This window comes from Ignavibacteriota bacterium (assembly GCA_019637995.1).
Lineage (GTDB): Bacteria > Bacteroidota > Ignavibacteria > Kapaibacteriales > UBA2268 > JANJTB01.
Map to the genome: position 1 here is coordinate 1212170 of JAHBUQ010000002.1, position 21700 is coordinate 1233869.

Annotated in this window: 13 protein-coding genes; 4 read left to right on the top strand and 9 right to left on the bottom strand. The window is 33.6% G+C overall.

Features of this window, described 5'->3' with window-relative positions:
- Positions 1–350: 350 nt before the first annotated feature.
- From KF896_11160 to KF896_11170, 3 genes are all read right to left on the bottom strand, one after another.
- A complete protein-coding gene (locus tag KF896_11160; protein MBX3044266.1) occupies positions 351–1568 on the bottom strand; it encodes a hypothetical protein in 1218 nt (405 codons plus the stop codon).
- Between the two features lie 131 nt (positions 1569–1699).
- Positions 1700–4594, bottom strand: coding sequence for a PAS domain S-box protein (locus KF896_11165; protein ID MBX3044267.1), 2895 nt, complete (start codon positions 4592–4594; stop codon positions 1700–1702).
- 110 nt (positions 4595–4704) lie between these two features.
- A complete protein-coding gene (locus KF896_11170) occupies positions 4705–4869 on the bottom strand; it encodes a hypothetical protein (protein MBX3044268.1) in 165 nt (54 codons plus the stop codon).
- A gap of 100 nt (positions 4870–4969) precedes the next feature.
- Between KF896_11170 and KF896_11175 the strand changes: the two genes are divergently transcribed.
- The gene (locus KF896_11175) at positions 4970–5797 is read left to right on the top strand and encodes a tyrosine-type recombinase/integrase (GenBank protein MBX3044269.1); all 828 of its coding nucleotides are present in this window, start codon (positions 4970–4972) and stop codon (positions 5795–5797) included.
- Between the two features lie 71 nt (positions 5798–5868).
- Here KF896_11175 and KF896_11180 read toward each other — a convergent pair whose 3' ends face one another.
- From KF896_11180 to KF896_11195, 4 genes are read right to left on the bottom strand one after another with little or no spacing between them, the layout of a single operon-like run.
- Entirely contained in the window at positions 5869–7020 is a 1152-nt protein-coding gene (locus KF896_11180; GenBank protein ID MBX3044270.1) for a DNA alkylation repair protein, read from the bottom strand.
- 50 nt (positions 7021–7070) lie between these two features.
- The gene (locus KF896_11185; protein MBX3044271.1) at positions 7071–8153 is read right to left on the bottom strand and encodes an alkene reductase; all 1083 of its coding nucleotides are present in this window, start codon (positions 8151–8153) and stop codon (positions 7071–7073) included.
- Positions 8154–8176: 23 nt separating this feature from the next.
- Positions 8177–8782: a YceI family protein gene (locus tag KF896_11190; protein ID MBX3044272.1), complete on the bottom strand. Its 606-nt coding sequence runs from the start codon at positions 8780–8782 to the stop codon at positions 8177–8179.
- A 37-nt stretch (positions 8783–8819) separates the two neighbouring features.
- Positions 8820–9269 carry a winged helix DNA-binding protein gene (locus KF896_11195; GenBank protein ID MBX3044273.1) on the bottom strand — a complete coding sequence of 150 codons (450 nt, stop codon included), beginning with the start codon at positions 9267–9269 and terminating at the stop codon, positions 8820–8822.
- A gap of 354 nt (positions 9270–9623) precedes the next feature.
- Here KF896_11195 and KF896_11200 point away from each other — a divergent pair, with 354 nt between their 5' ends.
- From KF896_11200 to KF896_11210, 3 genes are all read left to right on the top strand, one after another.
- Positions 9624–12932: a S8 family peptidase gene (locus tag KF896_11200; GenBank protein ID MBX3044274.1), complete on the top strand. Its 3309-nt coding sequence runs from the start codon at positions 9624–9626 to the stop codon at positions 12930–12932.
- A 654-nt stretch (positions 12933–13586) separates the two neighbouring features.
- Complete coding sequence (locus KF896_11205; GenBank protein MBX3044275.1) at positions 13587–15635, top strand: response regulator; 2049 nt, start codon at positions 13587–13589, stop codon at positions 15633–15635.
- On the top strand, positions 15632–16771 hold the full coding sequence (locus KF896_11210) for a hybrid sensor histidine kinase/response regulator (GenBank protein ID MBX3044276.1): 1140 nt from the start codon (positions 15632–15634) through the stop codon (positions 16769–16771). The genes KF896_11205 and KF896_11210 overlap by 4 nt, the downstream gene beginning before the upstream one ends.
- A 55-nt stretch (positions 16772–16826) precedes the next feature.
- On the opposite strand, the gene KF896_11215 is transcribed toward KF896_11210, so the two are convergent.
- Positions 16827–20330: a hypothetical protein gene (locus KF896_11215; GenBank protein MBX3044277.1), complete on the bottom strand. Its 3504-nt coding sequence runs from the start codon at positions 20328–20330 to the stop codon at positions 16827–16829.
- Between the two features lie 16 nt (positions 20331–20346).
- Complete coding sequence (locus KF896_11220; protein MBX3044278.1) at positions 20347–21624, bottom strand: carboxypeptidase-like regulatory domain-containing protein; 1278 nt, start codon at positions 21622–21624, stop codon at positions 20347–20349.
- Between the last annotated feature and the right edge of the window lie 76 nt (positions 21625–21700).

A 21700-nucleotide genomic window follows, 5' to 3' on the forward strand; every position in this document is an offset into this window, starting at 1 on the left:
GCAAGCAAATGTGCCTGAATGTGCAGTTGGCATTATATTTTTGTCGTTCATTTTGTTCACTGTCGTTGTCTTTTTAGCATTGGCGGTAATAGTCAGGCGGTAGGCGAAGTCCATCGGATTTCTGCTTACCGACATGTTCGGCGACGGTTCGATTCGCTTTTTATTTTCGCCTGCCGCCTGACTACTGCCGGCAAGATGAGCGAAGCGAATCTTGCTGAACGGTTGAGGCTATATGCAGTAAGGGATTGCGGGCTACTTACCTGTCCACCTACACAAAAGTTTGAGCGGGTCAGAATGCTTGAACTACCACTGAAACCCTTATTGCATATAGCCTATGTTACCATTCGTTTTTAATCATTATCTGGTCTTAATCCTGTCCAATGTCCACTGTTTTTACCCCACTCATGTCTTCGCTTCATTTTTTTCATTTCAACAAATTCTCCTGTCCATGGGTTAAAGGTATAAACATTAAACCTATATATTATTCCTTTTCTGTCCTTCTCTTCAGTATATTCTGTTTTACCTGTCAGGTCGGTAATATAATATCTATATTGTCCGTTATAAAATTCTTTCTTTCCAAATCTTTCCCATGTTAGAAATTCTGAAATCTCGCTTGAATCTGTTACGACCAATCCATGATTTTTTGCAGTTTCAATTGCTCTGTTTTTATCAATATTGAATGAACGTTGGTTTCCCTTTACTTCCTCAAAACCATAATTTCCCCATCTATCATCATCGCTTGGAAAATAATTTCCTAACGAATCCAGTTCAATGCCTAATTCTATTCCTGTTTTATCATTTTTGGAAAGTCGAACCCTATATACAATCCTATAATGATTAGGTTTTCTTGTCATTGGCTCAGTCCAAGAACCAACCATACTTGTTGACCAAACTGTATCTTTGTCATAAACTTTCCATACACCAAACCATGCATTGCCCTCGAACTCAAATCTTACATGATTATTACAGAAGTCCTTACTGTATGTTTTTATAATCAAACTGTCGGCTCTAATTTTCATTTCTTCAAGCATTTCATAATAAGGGTAGAGTGTCCGGTTTACATTACAAATACCCTTATCATGGTCCCACTCGTACATTAAAGTTCCATCTCTTTTATATTCTCTGGAAATTCCAATATACGAGTTGCTATTTTTTCTACCCCAATTTTCATAATGAACTTGTGTCGTATCGTCTATAAACCAAGATATAAACCTTGTAGAATCTTTAAATTTATATGTTTCGTCCCAACATTTGTAAAGCGAGTTTCTAATAATCTCAATTGTTGATGAGTCTGTTTCAATAACTTCCTTAAATGGCTTTTTCTGACTAAAAGCATTTAAAGATAAAAGGAATAATATTGTAAATAATGTCGGTTTCATGTCTTTCTTAAAATGAATGGTAATAGTCTGGCGGTAGGCGAAGTCCACCGGATTTCTGCTTACCGACATGTTCGGCGACGGTTCGATTCGCTTTTTATTTTCGCCTGCCGCCTGACTACTGCCGGCAAGATGAGCGAAGCGAATCTTGCTGAACGGTTGGTGTATAAAGCGTTGGGCATTTCGAAACACTTCACTGTCAAACCGCTGATATGTTGATTAAAAGTTCTCAAGCTCAAATTAACCACTTGCTGCCCAATGATTTATACACATTGTTATAGCCATGTGCTTTATTTTCTGCTGATTATTTTTCAAGCAATAAATTATTTATCTAAATACTTTTGTATTAATTCAAATAGTTCAGATTTTATAATTGGTTTTGATATAAAATCGTTACAACCCGAAGAAATAGCTTTTTCTCTGTCGCCTGACAAAGCATAAGCAGTTTGAGCGAAGATAATTACCTCCTTATTAAACTCGCGTATTCTTTTTGTTGCTTCAAAACCACTTATACCTTGCATTTTTATGTCCATTAAAATAACATCAAAATCTGATTGATTTTTGCATTCTTCAATTGCCTTCTCCCCAGAACTAACATGTGTAATTTTTTCAGCAATATCATTCAATATGGTTTTAAGGTAAATAGAAGAAGTTTCATCGTCTTCAACAATCAGGATTTTACATTGTCTTTTAACTTTAATGTCTTTGTTTTCAGTCTTAGAATTCGAAGTTTTATCCTTTTCATTAATAAAATTGGGTATTGTAAAACAAAATTCAGAACCTTGTCCTTCGGTTGATTCAACCCAAATCTCGCCTCCAAGCATTTCTACATACGATTTTGCTATGGCAAGTCCAAGTCCTGAACCTTCAAAAACCCGTGTGTCCTCAATATCTGCCTGTTCAAAGCGATTAAAGATTGCAGCTTGACGTTGTTTTGGAATTCCGATTCCGGTGTCTTTAACACAGAATTTAATAAAACCATTTTTAAAACAACAACTTACTGCTATATTTCCTTTTTCGGTAAATTTGATGGCATTTTTAATCAGGTTAGTAAGTATCGATTCAAATTTTGCTTTGTCAGTGGTAAGGATTATATCTGTCTCCAGATTCTCATTATGATAATTCAGATTTAATCCCTTTTTCTGAGTCTGGACTTGAAAAAACTCAAGAATACTGTGTACTACTTCATTAACATTAATTTCAGATTTTTTTATCTCAATAATGCCGGCTTCAATTTTCGATATTTCAACAATATCGTTCACCGTATTTAACATACGTTCGCCGCTTTTATGGATGATTCGAATGTATTCATCTTTTGTTTCGTCACTCAAATTTGGTTCTAAAAGTAAGCTGGTAAATCCAAGAATACCATTCATTGGTGTTCTGATTTCATGGCTCATGTTGGCTAAAAATGCCGATTTTAGGCGGTTGCTTTCTTCGGCTTTATCCCTTGCCGTAATGAGCTCTTCCAACATCCTTTTCTTTTCGGAGATATCTACATTAATGGATACAATATGGGAAAGTTCTCCTGTGCTGCTCTGAATGGGAGAAACAATAGATTTTTCCCAGTAAAACTCTCCATTCTTCTTCCTGTTTTGGTAATCGCCCACCCAGTCTTTTCCAGAGTGGATGCAATACCATAACTGGTTATGCTCAAATTCTGATAGTTTTCCTGGTTTAAGAATTCGTAATTTCGTGTCAACCACATCGTTTAACGAATATCCGGAGAGTTCTGTAAAACAGGGGTTAGTATATTTTATATTCCCTTCTGCATCTGTAATAACCACCGAAACAGAACTTGTTTCTATGGCACGATTGAGGAGTTTTAGTTTATCTTCCGTTTTTTTCTTTTCAGAAATATCATGAACTATAGAATGGAGAAATTCTTTATCTCCAATTTGAATTCCGCTACTGAAAACCTCAACATCCACCAGACTGCCATCAGCCTTGCGATGCACAAACTCAAAGAAAGTCTTTTTATGTTTTCTTGCCCTTTCAAGTTCTTTTTTTAGAATTTCCACTGGCAAATTATTTATTTGTGAGATATTCATTCTCTTAAGTGTTTTTTCCGACCAGCCATAAAAGGTGGCAGCAGATTTATTGGCATCAACAATATTTCCAGTTTCCGGGTCAATGATTAGTTTGACTGCGGCATGTTTCTCAAAAAGATTACGTGATGCCTTCTCATTCCTGATAGCATTGTCCCCGGCAATAACCAACTCATGAGTTTTGATGCGAATCTGCTTTTTAAGGTAAATGTTAAATTTAATTGCCAACAGAAAAACTACTGCAAGTATGACCGCTATACCCCAAACAAAAATTTTATTTCTTTCATAAAAAGTTGGCTTGTTAAGGATATCAAATTGAATCCAGCGATTTTTTATTTCCTGTCGTTGTTCTTCGGTTATAGTGCCAAGTAGTTTGTCTAGTATGGAAGCCAATAGGGGTTTTTGTTTTATGCTCGCAAACCGTAAGTTCCAATTAAAATCCAATTGCCTGGCGAATTTCAGATTAGTAATACCATGCTTTTCCACAAGGTAACTGGCAGTCATCAAATCAATCACTGCTCCATCAGTTTCGGTATATGAAGTCGACATAAGTGCCGAAAAATCAAAATTATATTTTAATATTTGAGCATTGGGGAACTGCTGCCGTATATACTCAGTACTCGTATAATTCTCCATACAGGCAAGCTTCATTGTACCAATGTGCTCATCGCTAAGAGAGGCATTGTAGTCATTTCTCACAATTATCCCTATGGTACTTTTGTGAAAGACTTGGGTAAAACACAAATAAGCATCCCTGTCGGAAGTTTGTTGAATGGCGCCTACGAAATCGACTTCTGAGTTTTTTAATGCTTCAATTATTTCTGTCCAGTTTTGATAGTAAACCGGTTGAAAGGTTACACCAAGTTTCTGCTCGAATATTTTTATATAGTCTGATACTAATCCAAGATGAACGCCATCTTCAACATAATCACCAGGAGGCCATGATGGATTAGGCGCATAACGGATATTGTGTCTGTTGCTATTGAGCCATGCAATCTCCTCCGAGGTAAGCAGAGAATCGAGGTTGATGGTTTGTCCAATCAAACGGGGTTGAATGAAAATCATTAGGATGAAAAATAGCAGAATTTTTATTCCCGGGCAGAACAAGCAATTACCTAATCTCTTTGATTTTCTTTTAGAAGCATTAATACATGTTGTTAATAAGTCCATAATTTCTTCAATTTTAACAATATATTTTTTTGTACCCAGAAGGCATGTTCATTGTTACAACATCTCTACTTTTTATATATTGTAGAGTTGATTTATTGAATGTTTTTATTTCATTCAGCATTGGCTATAATAGTCAGGCGGTAGGCGAAGTCCACCGGATTTCTGCATACCGACATGTTCGGCGACGGTTCGATTCGCTTTTTATTTTCGCCTGCCGCCTGACTATTCAGCAAGATGAGCGAAGCGAATCTTGCTGAACAATTATATAAACGCAATTGAATAGTTTTTATTAAATAAATTTGTTACTATTGCGTATAACCAACTAAAATAATATTGCAAAACGAAATTTTATTTACTATTGCGTTTATCTGCCCTATGAGTTTAATTGTAGAATATGAAAAATTGTTGTCAATTAAGAGATATAGTTTGTCAACTATTAAAGTGTACAAGTTTGCACTTAGAAAGTTTTTAAATTCATTTCCGGGTAGGGACCCACTAACTATTAGCATTAAAGAAATTGAATATTTTATTAGTTTGCAAGCTACATCTAATTCCATTTCGCAATCGTACCAAAAGCAATTGGTTGGGGCTATTAAGTTCCTGTATAATGATATATATAGAAAAAATATAAATTTGAATTACCTTTATCCTGATAGACGAGAACACAAATTACCAAATGTTCTATCAAAAGAGGAGGTTTCATGCGTTATTAATTCAATCAACAATTTGAAGCATAAAGCAATAATATCTACTATTTATGCCTGCGGATTAAGATTGGATGAATTGCTTGAATTAAGAGTCAAAAATATTGATTCAAAAAGAATGCTTGTAAAAGTTGAGAAAGGTAAAGGTAAGAAAGACAGGTTTGTAATGCTTTCAGAAAAACTATTATTACTTCTGCGTGAATACTATAGTGAGTACAAGCAGAAGGATTTCCTTTTTGAAGGACAAAAAGGTGGGAAATATTCACCTCGCTCTGTTCAATCAATTTTTAAAACGGCTCTAAAAACTCAAAAAATCTCTAAAGACGCTAGTATCCATACACTTAGGCATAGTTTTGCCACTCATTTATTAGAAGCCGGAACAGACATAAGAGTAATACAACAATTACTAGGGCATAGCTCTATCAAAACTACTCAAATATATACTCAAGTAAGTTCTTCGAATATTGCAAATGTTATAAGTCCATTAGATAGTTTGTAAATTGTTTTTCAAGAATAACCAAACAAAAAAATGCCCAACATTTCAAAAAATATTGTACATTTCACATTTTGTCAGAGAAGTGTAAAATTATTTTCAATCATGACATTTCCATTAATTTGTATTTGCAACAGATGTGCTCCCGGATATAGCGTTCGTGTGGTCATAAATTGCTTCATTAAATGCCTTTTTGATATGTTTACCGATTCACCCTCATTTAAGTTTACTTGCTTTAATTTAAAAACCTTTTTACTTTTCATTTCGCCTGCTTTATTCACGAAAGTAATCACATAATCGAGTATTATTGGTACATTTTTGTTAGCTTTGATTTCCAGACTAAATTCCAAATAAGTATTCATTTTCACTTTTTCGGTTAAAGCAAAAGAATTGATAATTATTGGCGGGTTTTGCCTGATACCAATAAATTCAAACGCTTCATTATTGCCGGATTTTATAAGCGTACGTAACGAATGCTTAATTATAAAATCCATCTCATTATCACTTTGTGAATTTGAGTTTTTCCACTTTTTTAAAGTCTCAAGAACTAACCCTGGATTTATTTTGGAAATATCATTTAAATGATTTGCTACTGAACGTGTTACAAATCGGGTTGAATCAGAAAAAAGCAAATCCAGAACCGGAATCGTCTGTTCAACATTCAGATTTATTTTTTGACTCCATGGCAATTTTGGTCTTGTACCTTCACAAGCAAGTCTGCGTACGTGATAATGCGGGTGTTTTGCCCATTCTGTAACTCTTTCTAAAGTTCTTTGTGGAAAAGTATTTATAAAATATCTTATAGCGTATTCTGCTGAAAACCGCATAGTGATTTGCTCAAGTGCATCAAAGGATATTTCAAGATAATTTTCATTACAACCATTCAAAACAACAAATTGTGCATAAGTAGAATAAATAAAATCTCCAAAATCGTTGTCAGTTAAATCCGGATTACATGGATTTGGCAGTGAGCATAGTAAAATGTTTAATGCTTCGGGATATGATTCCGGCAAATACTTACTTAAGCTGTAAGCTATATGTACAATACGTTCTTTTAGTTCTAAACTTGGAAAAGCGTCAAGTGTTTCATTGACAAACTTTTCATTTTGAAATTCCGGGTACACCTTAGCAATCTCATTTGAAATCAACTGGATTTTTTCGCGATTAAACAAATGGTCTTTCAGACTGAATTTTTCTGAACTTAGTTCATTCATTAAATTATCACTCATTTTTTTTCTTTAACAATTTTAATATATTCCAATTATGGAGTAATCATTAATTATTTATATGCAGGATAGTCAATATATCCTTCGTCTCCACCGCCGTAGAATGTCTTTTTGTCTGCCTCGGCAAGTGGATAATCGTTTGCGAATCTTTCGGGTAAATCCGGATTTGAAATATACAAGTTTCCATATGAAATCAAATCAGCTATGCCTTCTTTGATATATTTTTCACCGCTTTCTCTGGTATGGCCGGCATTACTAATCAAAGTGCCGTTATAAATTGGCCTGAAAAATTCTGCAACATTTGTTATATAATTTGGTTTGTCACTGACATCTGTTTGAGGCTCCATCAGATGAATATAAGCAAGATTATAATCATTCAATTTCTTAATTAAATATGAAAAGGTTTCTTTAGGATTGTCATCGTGCATATCATTAAAAATATTGCTCGGAGATAGTTTAATCCCAACCCGATTACTTTCCCAGACTGACTGCACCGCATCAATAACCTCAAGAGCAAATCTTGAACGATTCTCTATACTTCCTCCATACTCATCAGTTCTTAAGTTCGAGCCTGTGCACAGAAACTGGTCAATTAAATAACCAAATGCACCATGAATATCTACGCCATCGAATCCGCATTCTTTTGCTGATTCAGCAGCTGTACGAAACTCCTCAATAGTCTGCTTAATATCGTCCAGTGTCATTTCTTTCGGTGTTGAAAATTCCAGAAAGCCGTTTTGTGTATAAGTTTTACCGACTGCTGCTTTTGCTGATGGTGCAAGTGGCTGGTTTCCGTTGTGGAAATCGCTGTGGGAAATTCGTCCTACATGCCATAGTTGCAGAAAAATCTTTCCACCTTTATTATGGACAGCCTCAACTACTTTTTTCCACTCATTTTTTTGTTCATTAGTATAAATTCCGGGAGTCCAAAGGTACCCGATTCCACGAGGTGAAACCTGAGTACCTTCGGTGATTATCAATCCTGCTGATGCTCTCTGCCCGTAGTATAATGGCGCTTTTTCATTAGGTATGTTGTCAGTAAATGCTCTGCTGCGTGTCATTGGCGCCATGACAGTTTTATTCTTTAATTCTATGTTGCCAAGTTTATATGGCTTAAGCAATTCAAGGTTATTCATAATAATTTCCCGATTTTTTTAAATTACATTTGTTTAATTTTGCCTGCAAGTGAAAGCTCAAATTTGATATCATCACTGATGGCTTTATCGCCTAAATTGTCAAAGAAACTGCCTGAGCCGTATCTAATATCCCATTTTGCTCTGTTAATTGTAAAGTTTGCGTTTGCTTTGAAACCATTTCCATCGAAATTGATCTCAGCCGGAAAACCGATTTCATGAGTAATACCTTTGATTGTTAATTCTCCTGTAACCCAGTGTTTGCCTTTTTCATCTTTCTTAGGTGTGTAGTCTTTGATAGATTTTAACTTGAAAGTTGAAGTATTGTGTTTGTCAACTGAGAAAAAGTCATCTGATTTTAAATGGCCTAAAAGTTTAGCATTGGTAGCTTCATCTTTCAAGTCATCAACTTTGATTGTAGTCATATCTATTGTAAATGTTCCAGTGAAATTGCTGCCTGTTTTCTTCATTTCGCCAGTCTTAATCTGTACTGTACCCCAGTGTTTGCCTAAGACTTTTTCGCCTGTCCACTTAAGGTTGCTGGCTTTTGAGTCTACTGCGTAATCTTGAGCTAAAACTGCACTGCCGAAAAATGCAAGTGCTAATGCTACTGTCATGAAAAATTTTAACATAATAAAATCTCCTATAAAAAATATTTTAAAAAAAAGTTTAACATCTGAATCTATCCAATAAATCATTTAATAAAAGCGCTTCTTCGCTAGTGATATTCTCAAAATCTTTCTGCCTGACATTCATAATATTATCAAGTTCGCCAAGCATTTCAAGACCTTTGTCGGTAATAGTTACTCTGACTTGTCTTCTATCTTCATCATTTTCCTTACGTTCGACCAAACCTTTGATCCGAAGCTTCTCGACTAATCTTGAAGCGTTTGACATTCTGTCCAGCATCCTTTCCTGAAGCATAGTCATTGAAGCACAATTTGGATGTTGTCCTCGTAATATCCTTAGAATGTTGAACTGCTGCCCGGATATATTGTATGGCTTAAGCACTTCGGCATTCTTCTGTTCTATCCATTTACTTGTAAAAAGTAAGTTGATAACCAACTTATGATATTCACTATGGAATTTGCTTTGTTTAATTTCGTCTTCTAATTTCATTTTAAGTGTTTCAACAATATTTGTATATACATATATTGTGTAAACGCATAATGATTTTTCTTATTTTAAATTATTATCATTTTTTTTAAAAAAAAAATTAAAAGACTCAGTAAATTATAAGAAACCTTTATTACACGCTACTTAACCATGATATTATTGTAGAAAAAACTATAATTAATCTATAATTAGTCTGTTTGATAATCACATTAGTAATAAAAATATACAATATTAAATTATATATTAGTCACTTATATCATATATTTATGCTATTAGTAAATATTAATATACATTTAACTTATGTTAATATTTATTATAGTAAATAATTTATTTATTCATTTATTTTTGGGAGTATCTATGATTCGTAATTTTTTCTTAATTTTTTCTTTGCTTGCGATGACGGTATCGCTTTCATTTGCCAGCGAAGTAAGTTTTGGTATAGATCCAAAAGGCAACAGATACGTGAAAGGCGAACTTATTATTAAGTTGGCTAATCATGTGAATATAGATGATGTGGATAACACATCCTCACGTCAGAACAACCCTGCTTCTTATTTAGGAATACCGTCTGTGGACGGATTACTTCAGCCAGCCGGAGCAATCAGGGCTTCAAAGGCGTTTAGCGGTATCAAAAATATCAGCAGTAAAAAATTATCCAACCCGAATTCACCAAGTGCAAATAATCTTGAAAGATATTACAAGATTGAACTGGATGAATCAGCATCACTTGGTAAAATCATGGACGGTCTGAAAAGGGACCCGAACATTGAACATGTGGAATATTCATATATTTACACATCAACTGCTTTGCCTGACGATGATATGTACAACTCACTGAATTACCTCCCGCAGATAAAAGCACCTCAGGCATGGGATATTCACAAGGGGGAGAATGGTCCTGAAGTTGTCATCGGTATTCATGATTCAGGTACACAATGGGACCATGAAGATTTGTTTGATAACCTCAAAATCAATTATGATGAATGGACAAATCAAAATGAGCCTTTGTTTATCACTCATGGAGGTCGCCTCATGATTAATCCTGCTGCCGTTGATGGCCAGGACAGCGATGGCAATGGTTATATTGATGATGTTGTTGGTTTCAATTTTTTCACTTTTGATGGAACTCAGGATAATGATCCTTATGCTTCTTCTGCTAACAGGCACGGCACTCATGTTGCTGGTTTAGCTGCCGGTGTGACTAACAATATGATTGGAACATCATCAGTCAGTTGGAATGTTAAATTCATCCCAACCAAGCACAGTTCAAATATTCCTCCATCAAATAGTTTGTTCAATGTTGAAGATGGCTTGTGGTACATGGCTTCAAGAGGCGTTGATGTAATAAATATGAGTTGGGGCGGTTCTTCATTTTCCTTTATGATGTATGATTTGTTCCAATATCTGAATGATATGGGTATTATTTTAATTGCATCGGCAGGAAACAATAATAATGATGGAATAAATTTTCCAAGTTCATACCCCGGAGTAATATCTGTATCTGCAGTTAAAGATGACGATACAAAAGCATCTTATTCAAGTTATGGAATACAGGCTGATATTTCAGCTCCGGGTGGCGACTCGGGTCAGCTCCTTATGAGCACTGTTCCTACAAACAGTTATGCAGGCTTGGGCGGTACGTCAATGGCTTCTCCTGTTGTAGCTGGTACAGCTGCTTTAATTAAAAGCTACAAACCCAACTGGACAAGTGAACAGATTAAAAGACAACTGATTGGCACAGCCGATGACATTAATACTTTAAATCCTCAATTCAATGGTCAGTTAGGCTCTGGTAGAGTTAATGCTTTCAGAGCATTAACTGAAACGAATGTAAGTGTTTCTGACCAACCGAGAATTGGGGCTGTTGATTATTATGTATATAATCAGTCTCAAAGTCAAACAATGAATCCCGGTGATGATGTGAATATCGCTATGTTATTATGTAATTTCAATAAATTTTATCCAACAAACACGCTGGAATTTATTTTGTCATTTGACAATGATGATGTTGAAGTAACAAACACTGTTTCATACAATTCAATCTCTGCCGATGATATCATTGAACTTGATTTCTCGGGTGCTAAAATCAAATCAGATGCAAAGCCGGCAATTGTTAAAGGTACAATAACTGTAAAAAAACTTGATGGCACGATAGTTAGCACTATAACTGTAGAATTTAATATAGCAGGTGGAATATTTGTATTTGAATTACAACCAAACAGTCAGCATCAAAGTGGAACTTTTATTGCAAGCGAACTTACCGGCAAAGGGTTCGATGTAATTTACTCAAATCAACTTCCTAAATCCTATCATGGATTTAAAGCAGTATTCATTTCTATTGGCAGCTATATTGAAAACAGTTTTCAGGGAACAAACGAAATTTTTAATGCTGTTGCAGGTTATGTTATGGGTGGCGGAAGATTGTTCCTTGAATCTTCTTCGCTATTCAGTACCCAGGTTTCAACAATATTACCACCAACAGATATGGGTGCAATTTTCGGAATAACAGGTGCCCAGTCAACTCCAAACTCATTTATTCCTTTCAATAATGTAGTAGGAGGTACAGGAAGTATAGCTGAAGGAATGAATTTTACAGGAACAAATCAGCCCTTCGGATTTATGATTGAAAAATATACTTCAGCAACTATGTTCGGTGCAAGACCTATGCTGAACGAAACCGGTTATGGTACAGTTGGTAATCAATATCCGGGAATATTTGGTCAGAGAGTTATTCTTATGTCTTTTGCCCTTTCAGGTTATAAACCTAATGGATGTCCTTCAACAAGAGAGGTGCTGCTTGACAGAATAGTTGACTTTTTCGGACTTACAAGACCTATTCAAGTACATTTGCCGGAAAGTTTCTCAATTTGTTCAGGCGAGAGCATTCAACTAAATGCTCTTGAAGTATTGGATTGCTCATCTAACACCTATGTTAATCAGGTTGCTACCGGTGGCTCAGGAAATTATTCATACTCATGGTCAAATGCAAATATGCTTGATGATGCTAATGCTGAAAACCCAACCACATACAATCTTCAACAAAATGCATCATTTAAATTAACTGTAACAGACAATGTTCTTGGTACTTCAGGCGAAGGTACTACTGCTGTTAATGTAATGCAATCTCCAAATGTAGGAGTAAGAAGCTTAGTTAGAGTTAGATTTAATACTTATGTGAATTTGAATAGTTATATTACTAACTACTCGGCTGCAAATACTTACAATTGGTATCAGGGAAATGAATTAATTCCAATTGACAGTGAAACTGCTGAAAATCTTAAAGTAAAATTAGGATTGAATAATTATTTTGTTTCTGCTGTAAATGAATATGGCTGCGAATCTTCAGTAATGCAAAAACTTATTATTAATGGTTCATTCCGTAAGGAACATCAGGAAGCAATTTCAGGTCTTAACGGGCTGTCAAATATGTACACATACCCTTCAGTTGTCAGTGATGTTTTGAATGTCAGTGCAGAATTTGCATCTGAAAGCAATTATTCAATTAAAATCAAGGATTTACTTGGTAATAATGCTTTAGAAGTACAAAATGGCACAGGATTAACTTACGATGGCACTTTAAATCTTAACCAACTTCCTTCAGGAGCTTACTTCCTGATTATCGAAACAGATTCAGACAGATTAGTAAAGAAATTTATCAAAATGTAAATGGATTTTCAGTATTTAGATTATTGATTAATCAATAATATTTAGCCTTCCGGAGTGACAAACTTCGGAGGGCTTATTTATTCGGAAAAAATAATACTTCAAATAAACAAAGTAGTGTTTTAAAGTACATAATAAATCAATGCAACAACAAACAACAATTTTATGAAGAAATACTGACATATACTCAGTTCGGACAGAGATTTTTTCTATTCAAAAAGAGTTTTTACCAATTCAGACAGTGATTTTGTCCACTAAAACCACTTGTTGTAATCAAAAACAAAGTTGTTGTAAGTAAAAACTAACTCATATCAGCCATATTTTTAATCGAAAAGATTAATTTTGTATAAGAGACTGTTGATAAAATCAAAAGTTATTATTTGATTTTCAACTTATCAGCACAAACGTCATGAAGTGACAAGAGTATTATTTCCAATTCTAATTAGATGTATGAAGAATCAATATCTTTGGATTTAGGAAACTTATTAAATTAGAGATTTGTTTAAATACCTGACGAGATTTCAAAGGGTTGAAACAATATATATAAAATTATTAACAAATAATTCTGATTTTTAAAATTATGCAAGCGATTTTCCGAAATTAATTATTATATTGCTAATTGAATAAACTTCTAATTATAAATTTAACAATTATTTTATGGAAAGTACTCTGATTGATAATATTTCTGCCGACCATCCTTCTAAAGTGAAAATACTTGTGGTTGATGACAGCCCGACATTATTAAAATTAACTTCAAACTATTTTGGAATTGATGGATATAATGTGTTAACAGCTATGGATGGTCTATCCGCACTCAAAATAATTGAACAGGATGATAATATTGACCTTGTAATTCTCGATGTTGTGATGCCGGGTATTTCCGGCTATGAAACTGCCAAGAAAATCAGAGAAAAAAAGACTCTTTTCGAACTGCCGATATTATTTCTGACAAGTCTTACTGAAGTCAGCAGCGTTGTGATAGGTTTTGAATCCGGTGGCAATGACTATTTAGCTAAACCATTTGATACAAAAGAACTGAGAGCAAGGTCCAAAACTCTTATCAAACTAAAGAAACTTACTGATGTCAATCACTTTTTGCAGGAAGCAATTGAGATTAAAAATAATTCTCTCAAAAAATTAGAGCAGGAAATTAAAATTCGTATAAAAACCGAAAAAGATTTGATTAAAGCAAAAGAAATGGCTGATTCTGCCAACCGCTTCAAGAGTGAATTCCTTGCAAATATGTCGCATGAAATCAGAACACCACTGAATTCTATCTTAGGATTTAGCGAACTACTCAAAAACAGAGTTGCAGACCCTAAAAATGTCGAGTATATTGATGCTGTCATTAACAGCGGCAAAAGTCTGCTGACTTTAATAAATGATATTCTTGATTTATCAAAAATTGAAGCAGGGAAAATTGAACTCGAATATCAAACATTCAATTTGATGAATGTAATAAATGAAATTATCAGCATTTTTAAAATAAAAATCAATGAAAAAGGCTTGGAATTTAAGCTGAATATTCAGGAAGGGATGCCGGATTACATTAATTTAGATGAATCAAGAATGAGACAGATATTACTGAATCTGATCGGAAATGCAGTAAAATTCACTCCAAAAGGCACAATTTCCTTAAAATTCAGATATGATAAAGATTCTCATAATAATAATTTAATTAATCTCTACTTTGATGTGGAAGATACAGGAATAGGTATCGCCGAAGACCAGCAGGCAGTTATTTTTGAAGCATTCAGACAGCAAAAAGGTCAAAGCGTAAAAGCTTATGGCGGCACAGGTCTGGGGCTTACAATTACAAAAAGGCTTATTGAAATAATGGGTGGTAAAATATCACTTAAAAGCAAAATAAACGAAGGCAGCAAATTCTCGGTTAAATTCAAGAAAATTCAGATTGAGAAACCAATTGTTGAAAAATCTGCTACATTTGATGATAATTTTGACAATTATATATACTTTAATACATGCAATATTGTCGTCGCAGATGACATCAGACAAAACAGATACCTGATAGAAGAAATGCTCTCGGACAAAGGTATAACCATTCATAACGCTGTAAATGGTCTTGAAGCTATAGATTTAGCTCTGAAACACAAACCGGATTGCATCCTGATGGATTTAAAAATGCCTGTCTTAGATGGATTTGAAGCGCGAAATATGCTGAAATTAAATCCGGAAACAACTTCAATCCCTGTCATTGCCCTTACTGCATCAGCTATGAAATCTGAACAGTCTAATGCACTGGAGGCAGGTTTCAACGGTTTCATTGCTAAGCCAATCAGAAAAAAATATCTCATAAGCGAGCTTCTTAAATATTTACCATACACTGTGATTGAACTTGAGAATTTACCAAATGATAATATGCCCGAAAATGAAGATGTGATTAAAGATTTTCCTGATAATGTTAATGAAATTATTGATGATGTTTTAAACAAAATGGAAACAGAATTCAATGAAACACGTCAAAGTGTACAGGAAACTTTTATGATTGGTGCAATTAAAATATTTTCGAAAAATATTATTGAATTCGGCAATGAAACAGGCTTTTATATGATTTCGCAATATGGAAATTTACTGCAAAAACACTGCGATAATTTTTCACTTAATGACATCATTAACTGCCTGAATGATTATGATAACTTGCTGAATAAATTAAGAAAATTAAAATCGAACGGAGAATCAAAATGAAAGAAATAATTAGCATTGATAAGCCAAATGTAATACTGATTGTGGATGATGTTGTGCAAAATCTGCAGGTACTCGGCACTACTCTGATGCAGCATAATTATGAAATTTCTATGGCAAATAATGGCTCACAGGCATTAAAGCAGGTCGAAAAAGTTAATCCTGATTTGATACTGCTCGATGTCCAAATGCCTGATATGAACGGATTTGAGGTTTGTGAAAAATTGAAATCTATGGAGAAATTCAAAGATATTCCAGTAATATTTCTCACAGCAAAGACAGAAGCAGAAGATATCCTTCAGGGATTTGACAAAGGCGGTGTGGATTACATCACCAAGCCATTTAACAAGCAAGAGCTTCTTGCAAGAATTAAAACCCATATAGAACTCAAAAAAGCTCGGGATATTATCCTTGAGCAGAATCATAAACTGGAATCTCTGAACAAAGAAAAAACCGAAATTCTCGGAATTGCAGCGCACGACCTGAAAAATCCACTGTCAAATATCAAAGGATTGGCGGAAGTCGTCGAAACAATGTTCGATGAGCTTGATAAAGAAGATATTGAGGACTCTGCCCGTAAAATAAGGATGTCATCAGAGTATATGTTTCAGATTATCAGCGACCTGCTTGATATCAATGCTATTGAAGAAGGTAAAATGAAGTTGAACATTGAGCCGTTCAATTTTGTAGATGTGGCTTCAAGAACTTTCGAAAAGTATAATCTCAAAGCAGCTGATAAATCTATTAAACTGATTTTTAGTTCAATTGCAGATGAAATATATGTCAATGGCGATGTAATTAAGACAATTCAGGTGCTCGATAATTTAGTTTCAAATGCCCTGAAATTCTCACCTTTTGACAGAAATATTTATGTTAATATCGCAATTGATGATGACCAAAAATTTGCTACAGCCCAAATCAAAGACGAAGGACCGGGAATAAGCCCTGAGGATTTGAAAAAGCTTTTTGGTAAATTTGCTAAACTTAGTGCCAGACCAACCAATAACGAAAACTCGACCGGGCTTGGATTATCAATTGTAAAAAAGCTCGTGGATAATATGGATGGCAAAATCAGGTGCGAAAGCCGACTCGGTGAAGGCACCTCATTTTTCCTTTCTTTACCTGTTTTTAGTGAGTAGTGGGGGAAAGGGTCTGATTCCCTACTAATTAAATCAGACCCGCTCCTGAATAATATTATTTTATAATAATAACTTTTTCTGAGATTGAACTCCAAGGAGTTCTGTAAATTAAAAATACAACACCGCTTTTCATATTTGCTGTAGAAATTGGAAAGTGAAATATATCATTATCGGTTTTATTGATTCGGTTGAAGTTTAATGTTTGAATTAAATTTCCAGTTATATCGACTAATTCTATCTGATGCACTCCAATCTCTGACGAAACAGCTTCAATGGTAAAATCATCATTTGCGACATTTGGAATTGACCTGATGCCTGTTCTTTTAATAATATCAAGATGCCTTATACCAAACTGGCATTGATTAATTCCAATGCTACCATTCGAAATATTTATTGGAATATCGCTATCCCAATTAAAATGGGTTATATCTATAATATTGTTTAGCGAATCACTTAATAATACTCTACCGCAAATATAATTTATAATATTAACACCAGCTTTTAAATAGGCAATATCGTCTAAATATATTCTGATAAATCCATTTCCTAAATCCTCAAATCTGAAATTGCCATGTGCAGCCTTTTCAGGTAAAAAAACTTTTTTGTTTAAATCAATTTCAATATAATAATCAATATCGCCACTGATATAACCATCACAATCAATTTTAGCATAAATTGGCAGACATATATAAGTTCCAGCTTCTACTACAGTATCAGCAAGCCAAATTGATGAATTAGCATCCTTTATTGTCCCGGTAATAGGTATTTTATATACTGAAGGACAAGGCTTACCCAATTCAATAATTAATGTATCAGAAAATGGACCAATCTTTCCTTTTGCAATAAAATCAATTTTAAGTGATAACAATTTTCCATTTTCGATTATATAAGGTAACTCATCATAAACACTAATATTTAAACCATCAAAACTATTTTTATTATAGACATTCAATACTTCTACATCTTGATTATTATTAGGAGTAATAACTCTGTTAATACTTACTCTTTCAGATATACAGAAACTACCTAAATCAATTGATTCAATAGATAAATTTAATGGATCAAATAATTCTAAGGTTTTATTTCCTGAAAATTTGCATCCGTTATTATCTATTGCGGTAACTGTATAAGTTCCTGATTTATTGGCAGTTATATTATTTCCTGTATCGCCGGTATTCCATTCAATTTTAATAAAATCTCCTTCAATACTTAGAATAGTATTATCACCAAAGCAAATAACACTTTCTCCTGCAATTTCAATCTCTTGGTCTGGTTTTAAAGTGACTTTAATACTATCTTCGTTAAAGCAAGATTCTCCAACACTAATTTTAACAGAATAAGTTCCAGGACCTTTAAATTTTGCTTTTTGGGTAGTTTGACCATCTGACCATAGAATGTTTGTAAAGTTTTGATTAATACTAATTTCAAATTCTTCTTCAAAACAAACGGCTAAAGGACCTGAGATACTGAATTCAGGTCTTTCGGTTACAAATACTTCTTTTGAACCTTTGTAAACACAGCCGTTTTCATCAATAGCGATAACTTCATAAAGACCTGGTGAGCTAATTGATATGTTACTCTCCTTTTGACCTGTTGACCATTCTAACTCAACAAATTCATCCGAATCAACACCAATGATTATAGAATCTCCAATACAAATAAAATCTGAACCAAAAATTTTCAATTCTTTCTCAGGTGATACAATTACTGTTATTGAGTCAGAATATTGACATCCATTTGCCATATCAGTTATTTCAACCGAATATTTAGTTGTAACTTTTGGATTTACTATTGGATTAGAGCTGTTTGGATTGTCTATATTTAATACAGGAGACCATTTATGTGAAAATCTGGCATCTTCCAATCCTTCTAATTCAATGCTGCCACCAAAACATATTTCATGTTTTTTTTCATTAAATACAATTTCCGGACAAGAGCATGGTTTGAAGCTTATTTCGTCAATAGCGAAAATATCAGTATCATTGGAACTATAATTAAAAATAATTTCTGCTTCTCCGTCAATTTGAGATATCCATGGATACTCTAAAGTTTTCATCGTACATGGTAGTTCTGCGATTAAAAAATCTTCAGCAATATTTTTTCCATTTACGAATATTTCCAGATTTGTATATGATTTCAGATACATGCTTAAAAACTTGAAAGTCAAAGCATACTCTTCACCTGATTTCACATTTGTCTTAAACTTATATAATATATTATTTCCTATTCTGGTATGAAAGAATATTAAATTATTAGATTGATTAAAATGACTGCAATCGTCATCAACATTGATCGGATTTTTATCATAAATGATATATGAGCCAGGAGTGAGAAAATCAACTAAATTACTTTCAGATACTTTATTCAAATCTGAGTCAATATCAATTTCCTTTTCATCAAAATTCCAATTATTTACTACCTCATTACCTTTTGCGGGACAAACATTCGAAGGTAAAACGAAATTTTGAACAAATGTGGGTAGTCCTAATCCTGATGAAACAGGCATTTTAAAACCATTTCCATCATAGTTACAGGACAGACCCAAGTTATTAGGATTATTGATGACTCCTAAAAAATTTGTTCCATCTCTTGCAACATAAATTTTCCCATTTGGTCCCAATTGTAAAGACCCATGAAAAAATGTAACAGGTCTTGATTCCAAAATTGTCATTGAAGACACTATTGCTGATTCGCTTTGTTTTGTTAAGTCAAGTTGAACAAGTCTGCAAGGATTGAGCATTAGTGATGCATATAATAATTTCATATCAGGAGAAAATTCAACTCCATAAGGCCATTTAAAATATTCATGAGTAAGATTATGTGTAAGGGTCATTTTGCCTGTGAAATCATTGAAATCAAATAACTCGATGACTTCAGCAAATGAATGAGCTGAGGCGATTTTGGTGCCATCTAATGATGGTTTTAAAACAGAACCAGTTGGTCGTTTTGCTCTAAAAGTACCCTGGCTAACAACAGGTTGGCTACTCACACCATTTGCATCTACTAAATATGCAAGATATTCGTTGCTCTCCCAAAGATGAACAATAACCCAATAACCACGTCTATTTGCATGTGGAATAACAGCAAGTCTTTCAATAGGTTTAGGATGTATTTTAATGTTTTTTTGAATTACACTTCCTAAACCGTTGTTTCTGGTAATATCTACAACAGAGTAGTTAAATCCATTTCTATTGCTCTCTACAGCATCTACAGTAAAAATATAGTATTGACTTGGATTGCTTGGACTTTTAAATGCGACACAAGACTGAGTTGCTGAACTGTGACCAAGTAAATTACTACCGTTTTCCATAACTACGTTATTTTTATTCCATATGTTATTTCCACTTGCATAGAAAAGTAAATTACCGTCTGAATCTGATATTGTAGCACAACCTTCCCATGAACTTAATTGAGAGCCGGATACAAAAATAGGTTCTAAATCTGCAGTTTTAAATGATAAAGCTGCATGATAACCAAAATTCCAATTATAGGTTTCTTTCTGACTATAACTTTTATAAGAAATAATCAGAAAAAAAAATAATACGGTAAGTTTTTTCATAACTTATAATCCTTAATTATTTATATAAATTATTTATTTCATTTTCAGATAAAGCATAATTATAAACATAAATGTCATCAATAGCGCCTGAATAGTACCGATTGTTTGCAGACCTTTTACCGATTAATAGAGATAAATTAGAGGTATCAGGCTGGTAAGTATTTTTTTCAATTGCAAAACTACCATTGTAATAGAGTTTTAGATTGTTGCCGTCATAAACAAAAGCAATATGTGTCCAAATATTTTGTGATAATAATTTGTTTGAATTAAGAATGTTTCTTCCAACATTATTCTTGAAAATCTCAGCCGTTAAATAACCATTTGATAACAATAAAGCAAAACTTGATGTATATGGAATAGCACCACCATATCTACTGATAATATCAACTTCATTATCATAAGGAAATCCATAACCAGGGTCAGGTCTTATCCAGAGTGATATAGTAAATGGATTTGAAAAATCCATTGATTTAGGGTTTGTTATCTCTATAAAAGATTTGTTTGTTAAATATATTGCTTTATTATCATTACCGAATCTGTCTTTAATAAATGATAAGTTACTTGAATTGCTGACTAATTGGTTCATTGGTGAAGAATCATTAGTATTGCCATCAAATTTTAAATTAAGTAATAATTTATTCTCAATTTTATTCCCCAAAAATTCGAAAGACCAAACATCTGACTCTGAAACTCCGCCCCTGCCGTCACTCGCTACGACTTTCCAGTAATAAACTTGTTGATTAAATTGGAATTGATAGATAAAAGATGTTTCATTTGTTCCTGCAATTATTAATTCTAAATTGTTTGGATTCGGACCGAGATAAAAATCGTAACTTAGTACATCGTTATCCGAATCTGAACAATCCCACTTAAAATCAAAATTACCGTAAAGCAGGGACTTATTTATTGGAGATATCAATGTTGGTTTGGCTGGAGGACTGTTATTAACATTACTGCTTATTTCATCAAGAATAATTGTTGCATCAGTTGTTTTATTTTTCCAAACTGATAATGACACACTTTTTGTGGTATATCCGATTTTTTTTGCATATAAAATGTAATTTCCTTCAGGAATATAATCAAAATAAAATACTCCAATGGAATTAGTAACCTTGATTTCTGATGGAGGATTGGTTGATAATTCTGCTAAATATATTCCTTGACCATTTTTGTCTATAACTTTTCCTGAGATTTTGCCAAAATTTGCGTCATTATCAGCAGATGTTGAACTGTCGCAAGAAATAATAATAAGCATGAAGCCTATCACAAGTGTTATATGAAACAAATGTTTCATAAGTATTCCCCAAAATAGTTAATCAGAATAGATGCAAAATAGTAAAATTTTGGGAATTAAAAAAAATATATTTTAA